The following is a 22600-nucleotide window of genomic DNA, read 5'->3' as shown; positions in this document are numbered from 1 at the left end:
TATCTGTCAGGATCAGGAGGTAGGAGGGGCGGAATTTTTAAGTTTAGGAGCGATTTTTAAAAGGGTGATCCCGGATCGGCTTTTCGATTCTTGTACTCCGCTTTATCTAATTTAGAGCAATTTCTCAAAAATGCAAAAAGCAGCTAATCGCTGCTTTTTGTTTTTCATTTATTTTATGAGTTCTGCGTTTTGCCAAATAACTACACCATTTTGTCCGCCGAAGCCAAATGAATTACTTAGTGCCCGTGTGACGTGCTGAGAGCGGCTGTGGTTTGGTACAACATCACGAGGTGCAGTTTCTTCTTTTTGATCACAATTCAACGTAGGCGGCAAAGTATTCGTACACATTGCCTTGATACAGGCGATGCTTTCAATGGCGCCTGCTGCACCAAGCATATGGCCGACTGAGCCTTTAATAGAACTTACAGGGATGCTGTCTAAGTGCTTGCCGAATGTATTTTGAAGCGCAGTAGATTCCGCGAGGTCCCCAGCAGGAGTAGCCGTTGCATGGGCATTGATATAATCAATATCACAAGCCTTTAATTTGGCGCTCCTAAGCGCTCTTTGCATCGCAAGTTCTGCTCCGCGCCCCTTAGGATCTGGAGATGTTTCATGGTAAGCATCATTAGATGAACCGTAGCCGATAAGTTCAGCATAAATATGAGCTCCGCGCGCTTTGGCATGTTCGAGCTTTTCGAGAACGATCATAGCAGCACCTTCGCCCATCACCATACCCGCACGATCTTTGTCAAATGGGCGCGACCATTGACCAAAGTCTTCCGGACCTTCCGTAGCAATTGCACCGGCATCACGAAGACCAGCCAAAATAGCCGGACTGAATAGACACTCTGCCCCGCCTGCTAATACCATATCTGCTTCATCCAGTCTCAGCCAGTAACTTGCTTCCCCAATAGAATTTGCTGAGGAGGCGCAGGCTGTTGAGTACGTCATAACCGGACCGTGGAAGTGGAATTGTTTTGCAATGGCTGCTCCTGCTGCGTTAGGGATTGCTTTTGGAACAAGGCGGGGTCCGACCCGGTTTGAGCGTCCGGTGGAAATTCGCGATGCCCCTTCTTCTAAGGTCTGAACGCCGCCAAAGGCGCATCCTATTGATATGCCAATACGATCGGCGGAATAACTTTTATTTAAAGAATGGTGATCTGACCAACCTGCATCGCGCAGGGCTTCCATGGCTGCGATGATGCCAAGCTGTGTAAATCGATCTGAATTTTGAATTTGCTTTTTTACTAGATACTCGGATGGATCAAAATCAGGAATTTGGGCTGTAGCAGGTGCCCACTGGCGGAGATACTCATCTTCCGTTTCACGAATGGCGGAGCGTCCGGAAACTATCCCATCCCAAAACAGAGGTATCCCAATGCCGAATGGTGTGACTGATCCTAGTCCGGTGACGACGATGCGAGTGCGATCGGTCATTTGTTATTCACCTCATCTTTTATTTTAGCACTTTTTTTATTTTAGCACTTAAATGGCAAAAGTGTTTACTGTTTGAACCATGTCCATACATAATGATAATATTCATTATATTACCACACCTTTTACTAAGGCAACATCGATTTGCTTAAAGATAATCATTCAGGTTTTAAACGACTCGAATGTAACTAGGGATATTGGTTATAAGGTTATTAAAGGTATTTTAAGAGGAGGCATATTGATATGGAACAAACCCCAAATAAAAGGTATACAGGGAAAGTTGTATGTGTGACCGGCAGTTCACGAGGGATTGGACGCAAGCTCGCTTTGCGTTTTGCTCAGGAAGGCGCTGATGTGGTTATAAACTATTTTCGCAATGGCGATGCGGCCCGTGAAGTGGCAAAAGAGGTAGAGGATCTGGGACAGAAGGCACTGCTCGTTCGGGCTAATATGGCCCAAGAGGAAAAAATTATCAATATGTTCAATGAAATACAGTCAGAATTCGGCCGGCTCGACGTTTTTGTTCACAACGCGGCATCAGGGCGCAACAGATCTGCTATGGAAGTTGATGTAAAGGGATGGGATTGGACTGTAAACATTAATACCCGGGCGTTTCTTATTGGCGCGCAACAAGCTGCGCAGTTGATGCCTGAGGAAGGCGGAGCAATGCTGGCTCTTTCATCGTTCGGCTCGGATCGCGTATTTCCATTCTATACAACTGTTGGTGCGAGTAAGGCCGCACTTGAATCACTCGTCCGTTACTTTGCCGTAGAGTTGGCTCCGCGTAAAATCAATGTCAATGCGATTTCGGCAGGAGCTGTGGAGACGGATGCGTTAGGACACTTTCCTGAGATGGATAAGACATTAGCTGCTGTCAAAGAGAAGATGCCGTATCATCGCATGGTGAGACCTGATGATATTGCCAATGTTGCATTATTTTTGTGTTCCAAGGAAGCGGAAATGCTTCGCGGGCAAACAGTCCGTTTGGATGGAGGCATGACATTGCTTGTACCATAGTCGTTTTCGGCTTGGTACTGACTCCTCCTTTATCAACAATACAACAACATTTTTATACATAAAATAAAATTGGCTAAAAGGCAGTGAAATAGGCTTCTATCATTAATCCAACTATGTATTTGACTTATTCAACTTGTTAAACTAGTTGAACTATAACTAAGATAGGAGTAAAATAAACGCGAATATAAGGTGTCGTATTTTTTTAGGAAAATAGCGCAATAATCATTAGGGGAAGACAAATATAAGTATCGTGTAAAATCACGTTAGCCGTTTTGTTGGTTATAAACCGAGAAAGACTAGCCAAGAATACTTTTATAACTACGACACCATTTGATGTTTATACGATCAGTGGTGTTTTTATATTGATATATCCTGTACGTGTACGTATTGTTGCAGGAAAAGAAGGTATAGGCGGTCACGACATCGTATGTAATAAGAATCATAAAATAGTTTTGCCCCAAGCTATATTAATTTAATTAAATGGAGATGATGATATGGCAACAACATTAACAAAAGAACAAATTGAGGAAAAAGTACGCAACGTTGTTTGCAGCCAGTTGCAAGTTGAACCGTCAAAGGTACAGGGAAGCAGCCTTTTTGTTGACGACCTTGGTGCAGATTCGCTTGATCTTACTGAACTTGCCATCGCATTCGAGGATGAATTCGATATTGAAATCCCTGATTCGGACTTTGGCCAACTTTCAACGGTTTCAGGAGTCGTTGATTACATCGCCGGCCGGCTTGATTAATTACTAAAGGAGAGAGTATTATGTTCGAATTTGAAGGCAGGACGCTGACAGAAGAACGTGCACGTCAATACTTCGAAAAAGGTGTATGGACGAAAGAATCTTATGTCGATGTGTTAGAGCGTGATGTAGAACTCTATCCAGATGTTGTCCACAAGGATGAACAGCGGAGCATTAGCTATAAGGAAATGTGGAAAGAAGTAGAATCCGTTGCTGCCAATCTTTATGAAATGGGTATTCGTAAAGGCGATACAATCGGTCTTCAAATGCCTAACACACTAGATTATGTGATTGCCATATTTGGGGCAGCCCGTATTGGAGCGATCGGGGTATTTTTACAAGTTGATCTGGGAAGAGAAGCCCTTATTCAAAGCCTGAAGCAAATCAATGCAAAAGCCTGGATTATTGCAGGTCATTATCGCGGACAACCTCTATACGATACAGCCATTGACATTCAAAAAGAACTTCCATTCCTAAAACACGTCATTTTGCAAGGCGATGATTCCCGGGTACAAAATGATGTAGAAACTTTTTCATCATTACGGGACAGCGGGAAAGTCCTTTCAAAAGAAGTTCTTGATGAGAACAAACCTGGACCATTAGATGCATTTGTTATGGTATTTACCTCTGGTACAACAGGATCGCCGAAGGGAATCGTTCATCTGCATGCAAATTATCTTTGGTCATCACGTACATTAGTTGAAAACTTTGGTTATGAACCTAAATGCGGTGTTCTTGACCTTGCGCCAATCAGTCACCAAACCGGCATGCTTGCGGGTATCATGATGACGATTGCAGCCGGCGGTCGAATCCTTCTTCTGGATCGCTTCTCGGCAAAACGGGCGTTAAAATGGGTTGAAAATGAGAAACCAAATTTCATTATAGGCGCACCTCCGCATGTCATACATATTGCTAATGCGTCAAATTTGAAATCTTCTGATACATCAAGCGTTAGGGTGTTCATTTATGCCGGAGCGCCTGTTCCAAGCACTGTCCTTCAAAGATTACAAACGGATGGCGGTATTAAAGTAGGCGGTATGTTTGGCTGGTCAGAAGGCTTTGTAGCCACAGCCAATCGTCCTGATGATCCAATTGAAGCGGTGAGCAATACGGTTGGATTTGGTCTTAAAGACATAGAAATTCGATTGGTTGATGAAGATGGCAACGACGTCAAACAAGGAGAACCGGGAGAACTATGGTCACGGGGACCAAATTTCTGTGCAGGTTATTATAAAAATGGAAAAGCAGCGAATCGTCAATGGGACAATGAAGGCTGGTTCCATTCAGGCGATTTATTGCGCCAGGATGAAAATGGACGCTTTTCCTTTATCGCGCGCGCAGACGATGTTATCAATCGCGGCGGTACAAAAATAGACCCTAAGAGTGTTGAAGATGTTATCGCGGGTCTCGATGCAGTTGAACGGGTTGCTGTTGTAGGCGCTCCGCATGAAACGCTCGGTCAACAAACCGTTGCCTGTATCGTATTGAAGGAAGGCGCCGAACAATTCTCTTTACCTGAACTCCGTGATTTCTTAGGTCAGCATGGTTTGGCGAAGTTCCAATTCCCTGATCGAGTAGAATTTTTAAGAGAATTGCCGATGACGCACTCTGGAAAGATTAAGAATAGGGACTTGCGTGAACGGTTTCGCCTTGAAGCATAAAAATAATTATTTTTTAAAATGAGTGTTCAAAAAAAGACAAAAAGAGCCGATATTGGCTAAAAAACGTCACGTCCACTTTTTGAACAACTTCTATAAGACAGTAAAATATGGTCTCAAAAGGGTCATCCTTTTGAGACTAAAACATGAATGGGGGATTGGAATGAGTATATTAAATGCTTCCGAACCGGACGCTATTCAATTAAATAATCAAAACATCGATCCTGAGCTTGTCAAACGGGCTAACGAGATTCGAAATCGGGTCCTGCAATTTCGTCAAGAAGAGGCAAAGGATTGGGCAGAGCAGATTGAACGTACCGAAAAAATCCCTGAAGCTCTATGGGAACGGATGCGTGAGTTAGGATTTCATAAGCTGACACAGCCTAAATGGGTTGGCGGTGAAGGCCTTCCGCTCACACTTTATTTCCCGATTCTTGAGGAAATCGCACATTGCCACGGGTCAATTCGTATGATTTTCCATGCTTATAACAGTATTTGGCGTACCGTTGGACAAGGTTCAAAGGAACAGCAAAAGTTTTGGCTGACAAAGTTAGTAGAAGAAGGTGCACTCGTTGCATTTGCGTTGACTGAGCCCGACAATGGAACAGGCATTGATCTTAGGACAACGGCAAAATACGAGAATGGAAAGTTTATTTTAAACGGCAGAAAGCACCTCATAACGTTCGCTGAAGAAGCTTCTGTTATAGCGGTCATTGCGAAAATGGAAGGCGGTGCCGGCAGAGGCGGATTAACGGCATTTCTAGTGCCGAATGGACGGGCAGGCATGAAGCTTGAACCGATGGACCACATGATGGGCGATAAAGGGTGCTCGCATGCTGTTATTAAATTCGATAATTGCGAGGTTTCTGAAGACGAGGTGCTTGGTGAAATTGGCGAAGGTTTTGGTGTTGCTGTCAGAGGATTCTTAGATCAAAGCCGCGCATGTATTGCTCAAAGTGCTGTTGGTCTTGCTCAAGAAGCCTTGGACGTTACTTTAGAGAAGGTTCGCAGTCGAAAAACGTTTGGAAAAGCAATTGCCAGCCGTCAGGCTATTCAAATGCGGCTTGCGGAAATGCAGATTGCCGTTCAGAGTGCACGGCTTTTATGTATGGATGCTGCACAGAAGTTTGACAATGGACAAGATATTTCACTTGAGGCATCCATCGCAAAAGGAAATGCAATTCGCATGGTTGGTGACGTTACTGACGGTGCTCTTTCCTTGTTCGGAGGCATCGGTTATTGCGTAGGCAGTCCAGTGGAACGGCTTTACCGGGATGCCCGCTCACTATGGTTCGAAGAGGGGACGGTTGAAATGCAGAAAATGACGATTGCTGAAGCAATGCTGACTAATGCCCGCCGCCGTGAACGAGCAAAAAGGAACTAATAAGATGCTAGCTGCCCAATTCACACCGGAATCAGGCTTTTCTATTGTTGAAGCAGACCGTCAGCCTTTAAATAAAGGTGAAGTCCGTCTTCGGGTCGATGCATGCGGCGTTTGCGGCAGTGACCGCCAAGTTTTAAAGGGTGAATCTGTACCGGCGGGAACTGTATTCCCATTAATCATGGGGCATGAAATTTCGGGAACGGTTGTTGAAACAGGTGAACATGCGGATGACTGGCAAGCAGGAGATCAAGTTGTCGTTTATCCATTTATCTCCTGCGGAACGTGTTCGCCTTGTAAGAACAATCAGCCAAATCTTTGTATAAGGCAAAAGTGTATCGGTTACCATTTGCCGGGAGGGTTTGCGGAAGAGGTTATTGTTCCGGCTGGCCAGTTGATCCGAATGTCTAAACGCTGCTCAAGCGCTGCAGCTGCATTATTAGTGGATGCCTTTGCAACGCCATATCATGCTATGAGTCTTTCAGATATTCAGGCTGGCGGAACGGTTCTAGTAATTGGTACCGGCGGACTTGGTCTTGCAACACTTCAGTTGGCTAAGATTTTTGAGGCTGGCCAATTAGGCGCAGTCACTCGCCGCGTTTCAGGTGTGAAAGCTGCTGAAAAATATGGTGCACAGATGTGTGTTTCTACACAAGATGGCGCAAGAAGTACGGCGAGAAAAATTCGCCGATGGTCAGGAGCAGGCGGGGTAGATGTCGTCATTGATACGGTCGCAAATAAAGAGACTGCTGCCATGGCGTTTGACGTTGTAAGGCCTGGGGGCACAGTAACGATTATTGGTATGTCAGAGGATACAGCTTCTATTCCGATTGCCAAAACTGTCCGCCGCGGAATTCGTATCATCGCAAGTTTCGGATCTATGATTAATGATGTTCGTAAGCTCATGGACTTAACCGATTCGGGGCAGCTTGATCCAACTAAGCTTATTGCAGGAACACTTCAACTTCAAAATGTTAATCAAGCCTTTGCTGATGACCGTGCTTCTTCAGGGAGGTGGATCATTAAACCAAATGATCAAACAAGATAACACTTTACCGCTATGCCAGGTTTAATAAAATTTTTTTTGAGTTATTAGAGTTAGGTTATGTTCCCAAATTAAAAAAGAAGTGGGTGCTAAGCCCACTTTGGTTTTGTACTATCAAAAAAGTATATCTTGGCAACAGACAAGTTTTCCTTATCGCTAAATAGGGGACAAATTTGCTATTATTTTAAATATTTATAATCAAAGTTTTTGACACTGTGTTTATCGATATTATATTTTAATTACAGAAGTAATTTTTATTCCCTTAATTTGGAATCTAGCTATCTTTTAACTTTATACAAATTTTTTAAGCATTTAGTTTTGAGCCTTCCTTTAGTGGTTTATGAAGTTTTGTTACTAGTGCTTTTCTTTATTGGCAAAATTTATGACCAGTTCATAAGATTAAGTACTCATTAGAAATAAGTACGGACCATATTATTAAATATAAAACTACTTACATGGAGGTTTTACCCAATGGGAAGATTAAAAGTTAAAAAATACGAAGGTAAAATTAACGGTGTCGTCCGGGTACCGTCATCTAAATATCATTTACATCGTGCGTTAATCTTCGGTTCATTAGCTAAAGGAAAGACACGTATTACAGGCCAATCGGGGGCTTTACATATTAAGGATTCCCTTAATTCACTAAAGGACTTAGGCATTAAAATAAGTAAAACAGATAATGGTTACATTGTTGAAGGTCATCCGTATCGTCCAACAAACGAAATTGTCCGTGTCGGAAGCTCTGGAACCACCTCCCAATTCTTAATTGGACTTGGCTCCCTTTCTCAAAATGGTCCTGCTACTTATGATGGGCATAGAGCACTAAAAGCAAGGCCAATGACTCCTTTACTTAATGCCTTATCTGACATGGGCGTCAAATTAGAGTCTGATAAAGGCCGCTTACCTGTTACTGTATATCCGGGCTTGCCGGAAGGCGGTCATGTGAAGATTCAAGGTACGCTGAGTCAATGGATTTCCGGTTTATTAATTTTAGCGCCTTTTGCTTCTAAAGACACTGTCGTCGAAGCCATTCCGCCATTAAATGAAAAAACTTATATCAATTTAACCATTGAAATGCTGAACCAATTTGGTATTAAAGTTATTGAACATGAAAATGGCCGGATGTGGACTGTTCCAGCTAATCAAGAATATCAGCCTTGTGATCTGACATTGGAGCCGGATCTTTCATCAGCCGCCTTTTTACTTGTTTTAGCTGCGCTTCATCCGTCCAATTTAACATTAGAAGGCATTTCACAAGCGGGTTCCCATCCAGAGGGAAAAATTTTAGAGATCGTAGAAAAAATGGGTCTGCCGATTAATGTTGATCATGAAAATGACTGCATTCATATTCAACATGATGGGATCCGCCCAACCGCTGATCTTGAAATTGATATGAAGAATATTCCGGATTTAATTCCAGCCATGAGTGTCCTTGCGGCGCTTTCAAAAGGGACAACAGTTTTAAAAAACGTCGGACCCGGCAGATTAAAAGAGTCTGATCGTGTCAAAGCGATGCTGCAGCTGAATAAAATGGGAGCGAATATTAAAGAAGACGGGGATAATATGATCATTAAAGGAGTAGAGTCGCTAAAAGCCGCTTCTATCTCTACTTTCAATGATCATCGTGTTGAAATGGCTTTTGCACTGGCTGCAACGCGTGCTGAGGGAGTAAGTGATTTAACTTTCCCTAATGCTTATAAAATTTCTTATCCGGAATTCTTAGATCATATGAAACAATTAGGTTTATCTATGAAAATTGTAAAAAGCGAAAGAAAATCAAGAAAAGAGGCTGTTTCCGCATGGTAAAACAATACGATCTGGAAAATCAAACATTATTTTTAGACAATCTAAAGAAGGTTGATCCGGGGAAAGAAGCCATTGTTGATCTCAGTCTTTCCAGCGCGATTGAATTAAATTACGGCGAGATGGAGAATTTAGCCAATCGTATGGCTCAAGGCCTTATTGATAAAGGGATAAAACAAGGGGAATTTGTTGCTTACATTTTGCCAAATTGGTGGGAATTTGTTGTTGCTACGCTTGCGATTTGGAAAGTAGGCGCAACTGCCTGCCCTATTTTACCAGCGCTTCGTGATCATGAAGTATCTTTTATTATGAAGAAATCAAAAAGTAAAATTTTGATTTTCCCTGAGGAGTATCGTAATTATCAATACGAACCGATGGTTGATCGAATTGCAGCTGAACTTCCTTGTCTGGAATCAAAGGTTGTGATCAAATCCAGGGATCCGCATGATTTGCAACATTGCTTAGGCGGCCTTGCGTCGAGTGTTCCCGATTTAGAGGAAATTAACAGACGCTCACCGAATTCAGAAACTAATGCACAGCTGCTCTTTACCTCAGGTACAACCGGCGAACCTAAAGGTGTTGTTCAAACGCATGGTTCATTGAGCTTTGCAGTTGAAGCTCATAGAAAAGCACTAAGATTAACAGAAGAAGACACGATTTGGGTTCCATCGCCAATCGCTCACCAAACAGGCTTTTTATACGGTATGATTGTGGCTTTTAATCTAGGCGCCAAACAAGTTGTGCAAGCAAAATGGAGTGTTGAAACAGCACGTCTGGCGATTGAGGAACATGGTTCAACCTTTGTCCAAGCGGCGATGCCGTTTCTTGCGGATATTTCCCGTGATGCCAATCCGCCAAAAGGATTGAAAATTTTTGTTGCAACAGGTGCTGCTGTCCCGAGACAACTTGCTTATGACGCAACTGCTGCATTAGAGTGCAAAGTTGTTGGCGGCTGGGGATCAACTGAAACATGTCTCGTCAGTGTTAATTCACCATTTAGTAATGATGAAAGAGTTTGGGGAACTGACGGGCAGGTTATAGAAGGCATGGAAATGAAGATTACCGATGATGAAGGTAACGAGGTTGCTCCTGGCGTAGAAGGAATGTACCGTGTCAAAACACCGGCGATGTTCAAAACTTACTTAGGCCACCACGACTGGTATGAAGATTCAATTGATGAAAACGGGTTCTTTATTACAGGCGACTTAGCTACCATGGATGAGGACGGCTATTTAAATATTACAGGCCGCGTCAAGGATATCGTTAACCGCGGCGGTGAAAAAATCCCTGTTGTTGAAATTGAAAACTTATTATACCAGCATGAAAACATTAAAGACGTAGCAATTGTCGGAATGCCTGATCCACGTCTGGGCGAGCGGATTTGTGCTTATGTAACGCTTAAGGAACAAATGGATTTTTCGTTGGAAGACATTACTTCTTATCTGGATTCTAAGAACGTTGCCAAAATCTATTGGCCGGAACACCTTGAATTAATTGATGAACTTCCGCGGACGATTACCGGAAAGGTACAAAAATATGTTTTAAGACAAATGATTACAGAAAAGCTTCAAGTCAAAAGCTAATGCCCAAATTAAAGTAGGGGGATATTCATGGACGACAAAGCGTTTCAACAATTAAAAGCGGATGTAAAAGAATATGTTAATGGTCCTCTTCGGGAAATTTCCAACAAAATAGAGGAAACCGGCGAATGCGGGAAAGAGGTTTGGGATGAATTAAGAGAACGGGGGTATTTGAATTTAACAGCCCCGGAATCATTAGGCGGCCGCGGTCTTTCTTTTTCTAAATACCTGGAGATTATTGAGCTCTTTGCCGAGTCGCACGGTTCAATCAGGGTAATCGTACATGTCAGCAACGGTATTTGGCGGCCGTTCTTGCCGATTGTAAATGATGAACAGAAAGAACGGTTTCTTAAACCTCTAATTGCAGGCGACATTTTAGCAACCTTTACCTTAACAGAGCCTAACAGCGGTTCTGGCGCCGATATGAAAACAACTGTCCGCAAAGAGGGTTCTGACTATCTTGTCAACGGCGAAAAGTGGATGATTTCTTTCGGCGATATTGCCGATTACTTTTTGCTTTTTGCACGCTTAGAGGAGACAACAGGATATGACGGTACGCTTGCCTTGATGGTGCCAAGGGATACTCCTGGATTAGAAATTAAATTAATGCCGCCTACCATGGGGCAAACAGGGACAGGGCACGCTCATTTGATCTTAAAAGACGCTCGTGTACCTGCTGAAAACCTGCTTGGTGAACCAGGGCAAGGTTTAATTGCCGCCTTGAGTGGCTTTTTAGATCCAAGCCGTATTTCTGTTGCGATGACATGTGTCGGTCTTGCCCAGCGCGCTCTGGATCTTGCAATTGACAGAGCCAACGAACGCGTGACATTCGGCAAGCCGTTAAGCAAGCGGCAGCTTATTCAATCCCACATTGCTGAAATGGCAACAGATATCGAAGCTGCCCGACTTTTATGCAAAAATGCCGGCCAGCTCCAGGATCAAGAGGCGCTGGTTCCGGCACAAGCCTCTATGGCGAAATTCTACAGTGTTGAAATGCTGAAAAGAGTCACCGATAAAGCTTTGCGGGTTTTTGGAGGCATCGGCTACTTCAAAGGCAGCGAAATAGAAAGAATATATCGTGATGCCCGTATGCAATGGTTTGAAGAAGGCACTGCAGAAACACAAAAAGTGGTCATCGCTAAACATTTTTTAAATAAAGGGTGAATGATATGACCGCTTCATTACTTTTTGAAAAAGGATCAATCGGTTCTTTAGAATTGGACCACCGGATACTTATGGGGTCAATGCACCTTGGAATTGAAAGTGACAGGAAGCAGCTGAATCAGCTTAAAGCTTTTTACAGTGAGAGAGCTAAAGGCGGCGCCGCTCTTATCATTACAGGCGGTGTTGCCGTTCTTCCTGAGGGAGGCGGAGATCATATGTTTTGTTTAACAGAACAAGATCACCGTGCTCAGCTTCAGGAACTTGCAGAAGCTGTCCATCAGGCAGGCGGTAAAATTGCTTTGCAATTGCAGCATAACGGCCGCTACGCCAAAAGCTCTGAAACCGGTCTTGCCCCAGTTGCGCCAAGCCCGGTAATGTCAAAAGTGACAAAAGAAACGCCTATTGAACTTTCAGTAAAAGGCATTCAGGAAATCAGGGATGCTTTTATTGAAGGGGCAGTATTCGCTAAATCAGCTGGCTTTGATGCTGTTGAAATGATGGGGTCTGAAGGCTATTTGCTTAATCAGTTCCTCTCGCCGTTGACTAATCAACGGTCAGATGATTATGGCGGCGATTTTAATAAAAGGATGCGGCTTCCTCTCGAAATCGTCTCTGGAATTCGTGAAAGGGCTGGCTCTGATTACCCTGTTATTTACCGGATGTCGGGCGACGATTATATGGAGGGCAGTACAACACGTGAGGAGACTGTTGAGTTTGCAAAGCAACTGGTCAAGTACGGTGTCGATGCTCTTAATGTAGGCGTCGGCTGGCATGAGTCACGGATTCCAACTGTTGCAGCCACTGTTCCGGCCGGAGCCTTTTCTCATGTTGTATCTGACATCCGTCAAGCAGTTGATGTTCCTGTTATCGGAGCCAATCGCATTCATACACCTGAGGTTGCTGAAGATATGCTGAAGCAGCAGCTGATGGACTTTGTCGCCCCGGCAAGACCTTGGCTCGCCGATGAATCATTTGCGTTAAAAGCGAAAATAGGCGATCGCGAAGGGTTAAATATGTGCATTTCCTGCAACCAAGAATGTCTTGATCATACATTAGGAAACCCTCTCCTGCCGGTCGGCTGTCTTGTGAACCCGCGGACAGGTCACGAATGGGAGTGGAGCCTTAAAAGTAAGGATAAAAATCAAAAAGAACGTAAAATTGCCGTTGTCGGCGGCGGTGTTGCGGGCCTTGCAGCTGCCAAAGCGGCTGCCGAACAAGGCGGTCAAGTCACACTTTTTGAAGCAAAAGATCAATTAGGCGGTCATTTTCTTCTGGCATCGCAAATACCGGGTAAGGACAAGTTTCTTGAGACGATCAGATTTTATCGAACGTCACTTGAACGTTTAAATGTTATAGTAAAACTATCAACTAAGCCTACTATTGAGGAATTAAAAGTCTATGATAAGGTCATTATAGCGACAGGCGTCAAGCCATATATTCCTGAGCATCTTAAAGGCGCCAATCTCCCGCATGTCGCCAATTATTCGGACATTTTATCCGGTAAAATCCCCTTAGGTAAAAGAATCGCGATTGTCGGCGGCGGGGGCATCGGCTGTGACCTTGCTCATCTTATTGCCCAAGCCAACGATATGCCGGCTGATGTTAAGAACTTTTTCGGTGAATACGGAGTAAAAGTTGAATCGCCCCGCCGTGTTGATGTGACAATTATCTCCAGATCAAAAAGAGCCGCAAAGGGCGTAGGGCCAACGACACGTTGGGTTCTCCTTTCCGAGCTCAGAAGATTAGGTGTTAATATATTAAAAGGCTTTGAGTGTCACGAAATTACCGAAGAGGGTGTTTGGGTTCAAAGTGACGAGGACAGGCAATTTATTGAGGCTGACCAAGTCATTATATGTGCAGGGCAAACCGCTGATAGAGAGCTCTTTGACATCTTAAAAGAACACGTGCCAACCGAAGTCATTGGCGGGAGCTTCGATGCCAGCGAGCTTAATGCAGCAAAAGCCATCCGCCAAGCATATGATCTAGTCTACAATTCTCAAGTAGAAGCGACTAATAACTAGAAAGGAAGAGAAATCCATGGGTGAAACTTTAAAAGGTAAAAAAGCACTAATCACAGGCAGCTCACGCGGTATCGGCCGAGCAACTGCGCTTAAATTTGCAGAAGAAGGCGCCGACATTCTCATCCATTATCGCAGAGAAGGGGAAGCGGCTGAAGCGACAGCTGAGGACATTCGTAAATTAGGAAGACAAGCTCTTACTTTCAAAGCAGACCTCGATTCCCGTGAAGAAATCGATGCAATGTTCGATCATGTTGAAAAGGAATGGGGCGCACTCGATATCTTTATTGCCAATGCGGCAGCAACAGCGTTCAAAGATCTTTTAGATATTAAAGATTATCATATTGAAAAAACGTATCAAGTTGTTGTTAATAGTACACTTCAGGCAGTTCAGCGTTCCGTGCCGTTAATGGAAGACCGCGCCGGCCGTGTCATTACATGTTCAAGCATGGGCAGCGAGTTCGCCCTGCCGCGTTACGCTAATATCGGCTCTGCAAAAGCGGCCCTCGAATCTCTTACTCGCTACTTTGCAAGAGAATTAGGACCAAAAGGCATTACGGCCAACTGTATTTCTCCAGGCGTCGTTGAAACTGATTCTTTGACTTTCTATGCCGGAGATCAATTTGCTAAATACAAAGAAGGGGTCATCTATAAAACACCGCTTGGCAGACTGACACAACCTGAAGATGTTTCTAACCTTTCCTTGTTCCTGGCAAGCGACGCTGCATGTTTTATTACCGGACAAGTCATTAAAATAGACGGCGGACTGACAATTAACAATCATTATCCGCCCGGAAGTGAATTTTAATCAAATAGTTAAGAAAAAGATCCCTATGAAAAGTCATGGGGATCTTTTTCTTTTTTTGTGACATACAAGCACCTTGATGTTATCATTTATTTCTTAATGTTTTTCTTCTATTTACTTTCTAAAAAATGGGTTCCTGTTCAAGAGGTTAATTTTAAACAGCAAGTAAAGTCAGTTTGGTGGCTATTAGCTTTCTATTTAGGACTTATGATTGTATCCTTTTTAGGATCTTTTGGAGGAATCGGTCTCTTAAAGTATCCTTTTGATCTAGTTAGTGTTGCATTCGTTGCTCTTTTAACCTTCATCTGGAGTCAATACTCGGCCCTGCCTGAAGCAAGTATTGATTATGATGAGGTGGAAGACGAAGTGAAAAATAAATCGACTGTCACAATAATGGATACAAAAGCAGGGAGTCAAAAGTAATGATTTGTCCATGCACAAAGACTTCTTTTTTTACAGAACAGCTTTTAGGAGAGATAATAAATAGAACCGCACTTCAATAAAGATAGATGAGGATGAAGAATGATGTTAGTTATAAATACTGATGAACAAAAAAGTTTAGTAGATATGAATGAAATCATTGAATGTGCAGCTATTGCCTTGAGAGAATTTTCAGCGGAAAGAACTATTACACCTATTCGTTCCGCCCTTCCTTTTGAGAATGGTCAAAATACATTATTAACCATGCCTTCTGTAGCTGAAGGGCTTAGCAGTGTTGGATTAAAGGTAGTAACAGTAGCACCCAATAACAAAGTATCAGGTAAGAAAACGATAACAGGAGTGGTGATGCTATCGGACTTTAAAACAGGAGAACCAATCGCTCTTTTGGAAGGCTCTTATTTAACAATGATTAGAACTGGCGCTTTATCAGGTGTAGCAACGAAATATTTATCCCGTAAAGATTCAAAAAAGTTATGTATTATCGGTACTGGAGAACAAGCAAAAGGGCTGGTTGAAGCTATACTGGCTGTTCGGGACATTGAAGAGATCCTCCTTTATAACAGAACAGAACAAAAAGCACATGAATTTGCTGAGTATATTAGAAGTAAATTTTGTAAACGTGTACAAATATATTCTGATTCAAATGATGCAGTACGTGAAGCTGACATCATTGTTACGACAACAAATTCATCAACACCAGTTTTTTCTGAACTGTTAAAACCAGGTGTTCATGTGAATGCAGTTGGATCATTCAGACCTACAATGCAAGAGTTGCCGTCACATGCCATTTCTTCAGCACACAAAGTAGTCGTTGAATCAAATGAAGCGGCTCTGGAAGAGACTGGTGATTTACTAGTTCCAATAAAGGAAGGTGTTTTTAAGGAAGCTGATATCTATAGCGAGCTTGGGCAAATTGTAAATGGAGAACGAAACGGAAGAGAAAGCAACGAAGAAATCACTCTATTTAAATCTGTAGGACTAGCAGTTGTAGACATTGTAGTTGCAAAGTATTTTTACGAAAAAGCACTTAAAAACAAGGTAGGAACCAGTATTAACCTTTAAGGGACATCGTTCTAAAAACCCTAATATTCAGCTGCAATAACAGATAACTATTATTAGATTGGACTTGAGGTGAATCAAAATGTATTGGACTCCGTTATTTGAAAATGATGTACCAGTAGCACTCTTCTGCTCTTAATGGAGTGAAGGTGACTACATCTCTCCGTTAGGGGTATTTTCGACCCAAATAAAAGACGGAGGGTATAAAAATGAAAAACACCATTTTAGGTTCTATATATTTGGCTTTAGCTTCCAGTATTTGGGGTGGTATGTACGTTGTTGTTAAAATTGTAGTATCGGTCATACCTCCGCTGGAACTTGTGTGGATGCGATATTTAGTAGCTATTGTCGCACTTCTCATTATCGGCTTAACATCACGGCAAAATTGGCGAATCGATAAACGTCATTTCTTAATAATCATAGCCATTGGAATAATTGGTAACGCCATATCAATTGTTGCTCAGGAAACTGGTACAATGCTATCCTCAGCACAAATGGGAGCCATTATAACTTCTTCAACACCAGCATTTATGGTTATTTTTGCACGCTTACTTCTTAAAGAACAATTGACGTTAAAAAAGGGACTATCCGTTTGTTTAGCGACAATTGGAGTTTTTCTCATTGTTGGAGTCGGTCATGTGAATTTGTCCAGTAAACTTGGCGGTATTTCACTGCTTATTGCTGCTTTAACATGGGCGCTCATGTCTGTACTTGTAAAGCGTGTGCCGAATGATTATTCACAAATTGTGGTAACGACCTATTCCATCTTGATAGCCCTAATTGTGTTGACCCCTTTTGTTTTACCGCGGTTATACGCAATTAATATCTCTCAACTGACTCACCCGGCTATTTGGGGAGGAGTCTTGTATTTGGGTATTGTTTCAACAGCAGGTGGATTTCTGCTTTGGAATCGTGGATTACAAATGCTTAACGCCTCAAGTGGGGGGCTGTTTTTCTTCTTTCAACCCGTGGTTGGGACATTACTCGGTTGGCTTATTCTAGGAGAGAACATAGGTGTAACGTTTTGGATAGGCTCTATACTAATTCTTATTGGTGTTTTATTTGTTATCATCGAGAAAAAATAGTATTTAAAAGATTTGTTTTAGAAAAAATGGGAGAGGGTTATAAAAACACCAAAATGACTTAAATTTTTTTAAGTCTTTTTGGTGCTCAAAATTACCTTTTTTCCATAACTGCAAAGTAATTTTCTTCATCATCCGCAAAGTTAAATACTCTGCCGGAAGGCATATTTACGATTTCTCCGACTTTGATATTTTTATCCGAAAAATCTTTGTATAATTGATCAAGATTTTCCGAGTAAAACATTAACGAAGGTGTATTAAGATTTAGTTCAGGCTCCATTTTGGCGATTAATTCTTTGTTATGAAGAACGATGCTTGTTTCAGCTTCCCTTGTTGGCGCAATTTCAATCCATCTCATTCCTTGGCCGTTATCTTCTTCAGATATAACGCTAAACTCTGCTTTTTCTGTCCAAAATTTCAATGCCTCATCTTGGTTGTTTACATATAACATAATTTGCCCCAGCTTATTAATCATTGGATGCACTCCGTTTCCTTTTATGATTTGTATTGGTGATTCCTCTGTTGAGCTTCCATGATGCTTGGGTTTTTAAGATTTATAAGTGTATTATATCACCTATACACTTAATGGAATTCATATTTAAGCCCTTTTTTTCATTGAAACAATGATTTCTAAAATATTGTCATTATAACGGTATATATTTGGTCAATTTAGGCTGGATCATTCTATTCCAAATTTAATAAAGGAAGGATCATCCATGTTGGATTTAAAGAAGAAGTTGTATTTTATTATTCTAATATTTCCAATTTTATATTAAAATATAAATAATAGTTGTACAAAATTATGAACTTAAGGAAAGTTGTGGATGTGAAAATAATATGAGGGGAGTCTAATATGGCGATTTTCAAGCTGCAAATGCCGAAAGCTATTTTCTATGGAGCGGGTTCTATTCAGAATTTGGGTGATGAGGCAAAGGACTTAGGTGATAGAGTGCTCATTATCAGCGATCAGTTTATGGAAAAGCTGGGCTATGTCCAAAAATGCGAAGATCAGCTGAAAGCATCGGGCCTATCGTATGTTAAATATTTGGATATTGATTCTGAACCTACAGATCTATTTGTCTATGAAGCTTTAGACCTTTTAAAACAAGAAAGTTGTAATGTTATCGTTGCCGTTGGCGGGGGGAGCTGCATTGACACAGCTAAGGCTGTATCGGTTTTAGCAACAAACAGCGGGAAAATCCAAGACTATATGAATAACAAAACCGTTGCGGGTAAGCGGGGCATTCCGTTAATTGCCATTCCTACAACAGCCGGCACCGGATCTGAAGCAACAGATGTCACAGTCATAACAAATACAACAAATGATACAAAAATGATGATCAAGCAGCCGGCATTTTTACCTGAAAAGGCAATCGTCGATCCTGAATTGACGCTTTCATCTCCTAAAAGTGTTACTGCAGCAACAGGTGTTGATGCTTTGACTCATGCGATTGAAGCCTATATTTCTAAAAGAGCGCAGCCTTTTACGGATCAAATCGCTCTAACCGCTATAAAAATAATCATGGAAAACATTGAAGAAGCTTATCAAAACGGTAAAAATGTTAAAGCGCGTTCTAACATGTCTTATGGGGCAATGCTCGCAGGTGCGGCATTTTCTAACTCATCCGTTTGTTTGGTTCACGGCATGTCGCGTCCAATTGGGGCTTTATTTCACGTTCCTCACGGTATATCTAATGCGATGCTGCTGCCGGTTGTCTTAGATTACACGCGTGATGCTTGCGCCCGCCGGTTAAATGAAATCGGTCAATTTCTTTACGATGATTTGAAAGGGCTTACGAAGGAGGGGGTGGCTGATAAATTTGTTGGTGATGTAAAAGCGCTTTGTCATAAGTTAGATATTCCGAGTTTAAAAGGATGGGGGATTGATAGCGAGAAGTTCTATCATTCACTTGAAAAAATGGCTGATGATGCCATTGAAAGCGGAAGTCCTGCCAATAATCCTAAAGTGCCGTCCAAACAAGAAATTATATCACTTTATAAGGATGCGTATCATTATGTTTTTAAATCTCAAGCGTTTATAAAACATTAAGGGGGTACGTAGATGCTAAGTATTATTGGTCTCATTGTTTCTCTCGCCTTGTTAGTTTATTTAACAATGAGGGGAATTAATATTATTATTGCCGGTATTATTTGTTCGGTGATTGCCGCGCTTACCGGGGGACTTAATTTAGAAACAGCCATGACAAAATATTATATGGGCGGTTTTACAGATTATTTTGCCTCATGGTTTTTAATCTTTTTGCTTGGCGCTGTGTTTGGAAAAGTGATGCAGGATACTAAAGCGGCGGACGCCATTGCCGATTGGGTCAGCCGAAAATTAGGAGCAAAGCGCGCCGTGTTTTCTGTTGTTGCGGCATGTGCCATTATGACCTACGGCGGTGTCAGCCTGTTTGTTGTTGGATTTTCCGTCTATCCTATCGCGGTTTCGTTATTTAAAAAAGCAAATCTTCCACACAGGTTTATACCAGCTGCACTCGTTTTTGGTTCAGTATCTTTTACAATGACGTCTCCCGGATCCCCTGAAATTCAAAATATTATTCCGACAAAATTCTTTCATACAACACCACTAGCCGGCGGGGCTATCGGTTTTATCATGGGTTTATTAATTATGATTGTTGGCGGTCTGTGGTTAGGCTATATGGTAAAGAAGGCGGTTGCCAAAGGAGAAAAATTTGAATTGCCGGCAGGCGCCGCATCGCAAGCTTAAAGTGAAGTTTCAGCAGCCGATGAAAAGGCGAAAGCAGGAGGAACAGCCCGGAATACAGCTTTACCGAATGCGCTGTTGGCCTTTTTACCGTTAATCGCTGTTATCGTTATTTTAAATATATTAGCCCATTGGATATCTTCAACGGCCGCTGCGATGACATCCCTTTTTATAGGCATTATCCTTACTTGGTTATTAAACTTTAAGTTTGTTCCTTATTATTGGAAGTCGTTGGCAGAAGGGGCGCAAAATGCATTAATTGCTGCGGCAAACACATGTGCTGTTGTCGGATTTGGCAGCGTTGTCGCTAAAGTTCCGGCGTTCCAATCACTTGTGAAGTCACTTGTTGAAATACCCGGTCCGCCGCTTTTAGGATTGGCGATTGGCATCTCGGTGATATGCGGTATTACAGGTTCTGCTTCCGGAGGGCTGGGTATTGCCCTGCCGATACTGGCTCCTATTTATATGTCCCAAGGTATAGATCCGGGAGCCATGCACCGTGTTTCTTCATTAGCCTCCGGCGGACTTGATTCACTGCCGCATAACGGCTATGTCGTAACAACAATTAGAACGATATGCGGTGAGACACATAAACGCTCTTATTTACCTATTTTTTATTTAAGTGTCGTTGTACCAACTGCAGCTCTTCTGCTTGCGGTTATCTTGTATTCTATTTTCTAAAAAATTAAATGTATGTAAAAAGGTGTCCATCTTGTGGGCATCTTTTTTTTGCTCAGTTAATAAGAAAAAAAGAGGACAATATTGACTAAAAATTCAATTATAAATATAATAGTAAGAAATATAACATTTGATGTAAGGAGATATGACATGAATGTTTTGGATGAGTTGTATCAAAATATCATTTTCCAAGTTTCATCCAATGAATTAGTTGATCTGCTTCAATCACTAAAACAGAAAAAGCAGCATGAGATTGAAGAAATTAAGGACAAAATTTATAAATACGAAAAAGACAAGAGAGCGAAAGAAGCTTTATACCAATCCTTATCCCCATTTCGAAAATTTTTTACCGGACGCCCGCCAAGCCACCACCAGGCAGTCGAATATCTTGTTCATGTTAAAGAACGTGTAAAGAAAATAGAGAAGATAAAGATATACATTGCCAAAATAGATGACGCATTAAGGTTTTTGGAAAATAGGCCATCTGAAAGCGAAATCGTTTTGTCAACAGCCATTATTGAAGAACTAAGAATCTTGAAAGAAATGGAGGGGTTGCAATAATGACCATTCATACAGTAAGTTCAGGTTTGGACACAATTTGGGTTGTTTTAACTGCGGCTATGATTTTGCTTATGGAAGGGGGATTTGCGCTCCTCGAAGCAGGATTTGTCAGGCATAAAAACAATGTCAACATTATTATGAAAGTCTTTGCTGATATTACAATAGGAACGCTTTGTTATTATCTCATCGGCTTTGGTCTTATGTACGGAAATGATTTTTTAGGGTTAATTGGCACGGACGGGTTCATGTTAGCGAACCACCCCTCCCATTTAAATCTTCATATTTCTTTGGATACATTTTGGTTATTCCAAGCTGCATTTGTCATTGCAGTTATTTCAATCGTATCAGGTGCAGTAGCTGAACGCATTAATTTTCGGGCTTATTTACTATTCGTTGTTTTAATGACAGCACTTATTTATCCTATTGCCGGGCATTGGGTCTGGGGCAGCGGCTGGTTAGGAAAGTTAGGTATGGAAGATTTCGCCGGCTCAGCGGTGATTCATACGTTAGGGGGGTTCTCAGCTCTGGCAGCTGCCATTTTTATTGGCCCCCGTAAAGGAAAATTGACACCTGAGGGTACGAGTACAGTCGCTTTACCAAGCAATCTTCCTCTAGCTTCAGTTGGTGCATTTTTATTATGGTTCGGCTGGTTCGGTTTTAACGCCGGGAGTACACTAAGCGCAACAGATGGCAGGATCGGGCATATCGCTATTGTGACTATGCTGTCCGCAGCAGCAGGCGGTGCGACGACATTGATTTATACATTATTTCGTTATCATCGGTCGGATGCGCCTTCTGTCATTAATGGTTCATTAGCAGGTTTGGTTGGCATAACAGCAGGATGTGCATTTGTCAGTGATCAAGTTGCCATTCTTATTGGAGCGGTTTCCGGTTTGCTCATGATGTTCGCAACAAATTGGCTTGAAGCGAGACGTATCGATGACCCTGTGGGGGCTTTTCCTGTTCATGCTGTTTCAGGCATATGGGGGACGATTGCAGTAGGTTTATTTGCGAAAGATGGCGGACTTTTTACCGGCGGGGGCTGGCACTTATTGATCATCCAAATTTTAGGGCTTGCCATACTGAGCCTATGGGGATTTGCGTTAACGTGGTTAGGGCTTAAAGTCATTCAATTATGGATCCCTGTTCGCGCAACTGAAGAGGAAGAGGAAGTAGGATTGGATATTAGTTATCATGGTATGATAGCAGCTTATAGGGAACACGATTTTATTAATCATGAAGACCGCTACATCAAATATCAGGAAGATGATATAGAGTCCAATTAAATGACGGGAGCATAAGAGCCGGATAAAGATGGAAGTCTTTATCCGGCTCCTTTTTAATTTTTGAAATAATTTGTTATTTACAGCCCATAAATTAAGTAGTATATTCGTAATTATAAC

General features: G+C 42.1%; 18 protein-coding genes and 1 pseudogene. 17 read left to right on the top strand and 2 right to left on the bottom strand.

Going from position 1 to position 22600, the window contains the following annotated elements; translation table 11 throughout:
- Window positions 1-168 precede the first annotated feature (168 nt).
- Complete coding sequence (locus ACFQRG_RS20135; RefSeq protein ID WP_380969527.1) at window positions 169-1437, bottom strand: beta-ketoacyl-[acyl-carrier-protein] synthase family protein; 1269 nt, start codon at window positions 1435-1437, stop codon at window positions 169-171.
- A gap of 240 nt (window positions 1438-1677) precedes the next feature.
- On the opposite strand from ACFQRG_RS20135, the gene fabL reads away from it, so the two are divergent.
- The 13 genes from fabL (at window position 1678) to ACFQRG_RS20070 (ending at window position 17236) form a co-directional block, all read left to right on the top strand.
- Entirely contained in the window at window positions 1678-2451 is a 774-nt protein-coding gene (gene fabL, locus ACFQRG_RS20130) for an enoyl-[acyl-carrier-protein] reductase FabL (RefSeq protein WP_380969525.1), read from the top strand.
- A gap of 494 nt (window positions 2452-2945) precedes the next feature.
- Window positions 2946-3200 carry an acyl carrier protein gene (gene acpP, locus ACFQRG_RS20125; protein ID WP_380969522.1) on the top strand — a complete coding sequence of 85 codons (255 nt, stop codon included), beginning with the start codon at window positions 2946-2948 and terminating at the stop codon, window positions 3198-3200.
- 20 nt (window positions 3201-3220) lie between these two features.
- On the top strand, window positions 3221-4858 hold the full coding sequence (locus ACFQRG_RS20120; protein WP_380969520.1) for a class I adenylate-forming enzyme family protein: 1638 nt from the start codon (window positions 3221-3223) through the stop codon (window positions 4856-4858).
- Between the two features lie 160 nt (window positions 4859-5018).
- A complete protein-coding gene (locus ACFQRG_RS20115; RefSeq protein WP_380969518.1) occupies window positions 5019-6239 on the top strand; it encodes an acyl-CoA dehydrogenase family protein in 1221 nt (406 codons plus the stop codon).
- Window positions 6240-6243: 4 nt separating this feature from the next.
- A complete protein-coding gene (locus ACFQRG_RS20110; RefSeq protein WP_380969516.1) occupies window positions 6244-7284 on the top strand; it encodes an alcohol dehydrogenase catalytic domain-containing protein in 1041 nt (346 codons plus the stop codon).
- A gap of 468 nt (window positions 7285-7752) precedes the next feature.
- Entirely contained in the window at window positions 7753-9087 is a 1335-nt protein-coding gene (gene aroA / locus ACFQRG_RS20105; RefSeq protein WP_380969514.1) for a 3-phosphoshikimate 1-carboxyvinyltransferase, read from the top strand.
- Complete coding sequence (locus ACFQRG_RS20100) at window positions 9081-10667, top strand: AMP-binding protein (protein WP_380969512.1); 1587 nt, start codon at window positions 9081-9083, stop codon at window positions 10665-10667. Before aroA ends, ACFQRG_RS20100 begins: the two co-directional genes overlap by 7 nt.
- A 27-nt stretch (window positions 10668-10694) precedes the next feature.
- Window positions 10695-11828 (top strand): acyl-CoA dehydrogenase family protein, encoded by a 1134-nt coding sequence (locus tag ACFQRG_RS20095; RefSeq protein ID WP_380969509.1) that lies wholly within the window; start codon window positions 10695-10697, stop codon window positions 11826-11828.
- 5 nt (window positions 11829-11833) lie between these two features.
- Window positions 11834-13849, top strand: a complete 2016-nt coding sequence (locus tag ACFQRG_RS20090) for an FAD-dependent oxidoreductase (RefSeq protein WP_380969507.1) — start codon at window positions 11834-11836, stop codon at window positions 13847-13849.
- A gap of 16 nt (window positions 13850-13865) precedes the next feature.
- Complete coding sequence (locus ACFQRG_RS20085; RefSeq protein WP_380969505.1) at window positions 13866-14654, top strand: SDR family oxidoreductase; 789 nt, start codon at window positions 13866-13868, stop codon at window positions 14652-14654.
- A gap of 57 nt (window positions 14655-14711) precedes the next feature.
- Complete coding sequence (locus ACFQRG_RS20080; protein WP_380969503.1) at window positions 14712-15074, top strand: hypothetical protein; 363 nt, start codon at window positions 14712-14714, stop codon at window positions 15072-15074.
- A gap of 102 nt (window positions 15075-15176) precedes the next feature.
- The gene (locus ACFQRG_RS20075) at window positions 15177-16154 is read left to right on the top strand and encodes an ornithine cyclodeaminase family protein (protein ID WP_380969612.1); all 978 of its coding nucleotides are present in this window, start codon (window positions 15177-15179) and stop codon (window positions 16152-16154) included.
- A 206-nt stretch (window positions 16155-16360) separates the two neighbouring features.
- Entirely contained in the window at window positions 16361-17236 is an 876-nt protein-coding gene (locus ACFQRG_RS20070; RefSeq protein ID WP_380969500.1) for a DMT family transporter, read from the top strand.
- A gap of 91 nt (window positions 17237-17327) precedes the next feature.
- On the opposite strand, the gene ACFQRG_RS20065 is transcribed toward ACFQRG_RS20070, so the two are convergent.
- Entirely contained in the window at window positions 17328-17708 is a 381-nt protein-coding gene (locus ACFQRG_RS20065) for a VOC family protein (protein WP_380969498.1), read from the bottom strand.
- 378 nt (window positions 17709-18086) lie between these two features.
- Between ACFQRG_RS20065 and ACFQRG_RS20060 the strand changes: the two genes are divergently transcribed.
- From ACFQRG_RS20060 to ACFQRG_RS20045, 4 genes and pseudogenes are all read left to right on the top strand, one after another.
- Window positions 18087-19283, top strand: coding sequence for an iron-containing alcohol dehydrogenase (locus tag ACFQRG_RS20060; protein WP_380969496.1), 1197 nt, complete (start codon window positions 18087-18089; stop codon window positions 19281-19283).
- Between the two features lie 12 nt (window positions 19284-19295).
- Window positions 19296-20639: pseudogene (locus tag ACFQRG_RS20055) on the top strand (GntP family permease).
- 147 nt (window positions 20640-20786) lie between these two features.
- A complete protein-coding gene (locus ACFQRG_RS20050; RefSeq protein WP_380969494.1) occupies window positions 20787-21197 on the top strand; it encodes a hypothetical protein in 411 nt (136 codons plus the stop codon).
- The gene (locus ACFQRG_RS20045) at window positions 21197-22483 is read left to right on the top strand and encodes an ammonium transporter (RefSeq protein WP_380969492.1); all 1287 of its coding nucleotides are present in this window, start codon (window positions 21197-21199) and stop codon (window positions 22481-22483) included. The genes ACFQRG_RS20050 and ACFQRG_RS20045 overlap by 1 nt, the downstream gene beginning before the upstream one ends.
- The last annotated feature ends 117 nt before the right edge of the window (window positions 22484-22600 follow it).

This window comes from Scopulibacillus cellulosilyticus (assembly GCF_042665295.1).
Lineage (GTDB): Bacteria > Bacillota > Bacilli > Bacillales > Sporolactobacillaceae > Scopulibacillus_A > Scopulibacillus_A cellulosilyticus.
The sequence above is the reverse complement of the archived record's forward strand: the minus strand, read 5'-3'. Positions and strand labels throughout refer to the sequence as shown.

What these genes read in the sequence shown, in the direction of transcription:
- ACFQRG_RS20135 (WP_380969527.1), bottom strand. Translation starts at nt 1,437, where the DNA reads ATGACCGATCGCACTCGCATCGTCGTCACCGGACTAGGATCAGTCACA.
- fabL (WP_380969525.1), top strand. Translation starts at nt 1,678, where the DNA reads ATGGAACAAACCCCAAATAAAAGGTATACAGGGAAAGTTGTATGTGTG.
- acpP (WP_380969522.1), top strand. Translation starts at nt 2,946, where the DNA reads ATGGCAACAACATTAACAAAAGAACAAATTGAGGAAAAAGTACGCAAC.
- ACFQRG_RS20120 (WP_380969520.1), top strand. Translation starts at nt 3,221, where the DNA reads ATGTTCGAATTTGAAGGCAGGACGCTGACAGAAGAACGTGCACGTCAA.
- ACFQRG_RS20115 (WP_380969518.1), top strand. Translation starts at nt 5,019, where the DNA reads ATGAGTATATTAAATGCTTCCGAACCGGACGCTATTCAATTAAATAAT.
- ACFQRG_RS20110 (WP_380969516.1), top strand. Translation starts at nt 6,244, where the DNA reads ATGCTAGCTGCCCAATTCACACCGGAATCAGGCTTTTCTATTGTTGAA.
- aroA (WP_380969514.1), top strand. Translation starts at nt 7,753, where the DNA reads ATGGGAAGATTAAAAGTTAAAAAATACGAAGGTAAAATTAACGGTGTC.
- ACFQRG_RS20100 (WP_380969512.1), top strand. Translation starts at nt 9,081, where the DNA reads ATGGTAAAACAATACGATCTGGAAAATCAAACATTATTTTTAGACAAT.
- ACFQRG_RS20095 (WP_380969509.1), top strand. Translation starts at nt 10,695, where the DNA reads ATGGACGACAAAGCGTTTCAACAATTAAAAGCGGATGTAAAAGAATAT.
- ACFQRG_RS20090 (WP_380969507.1), top strand. Translation starts at nt 11,834, where the DNA reads ATGACCGCTTCATTACTTTTTGAAAAAGGATCAATCGGTTCTTTAGAA.
- ACFQRG_RS20085 (WP_380969505.1), top strand. Translation starts at nt 13,866, where the DNA reads ATGGGTGAAACTTTAAAAGGTAAAAAAGCACTAATCACAGGCAGCTCA.
- ACFQRG_RS20075 (WP_380969612.1), top strand. Translation starts at nt 15,177, where the DNA reads ATGTTAGTTATAAATACTGATGAACAAAAAAGTTTAGTAGATATGAAT.
- ACFQRG_RS20070 (WP_380969500.1), top strand. Translation starts at nt 16,361, where the DNA reads ATGAAAAACACCATTTTAGGTTCTATATATTTGGCTTTAGCTTCCAGT.
- ACFQRG_RS20065 (WP_380969498.1), bottom strand. Translation starts at nt 17,708, where the DNA reads ATGATTAATAAGCTGGGGCAAATTATGTTATATGTAAACAACCAAGAT.
- ACFQRG_RS20060 (WP_380969496.1), top strand. Translation starts at nt 18,087, where the DNA reads ATGGCGATTTTCAAGCTGCAAATGCCGAAAGCTATTTTCTATGGAGCG.
- ACFQRG_RS20050 (WP_380969494.1), top strand. Translation starts at nt 20,787, where the DNA reads ATGAATGTTTTGGATGAGTTGTATCAAAATATCATTTTCCAAGTTTCA.
- ACFQRG_RS20045 (WP_380969492.1), top strand. Translation starts at nt 21,197, where the DNA reads ATGACCATTCATACAGTAAGTTCAGGTTTGGACACAATTTGGGTTGTT.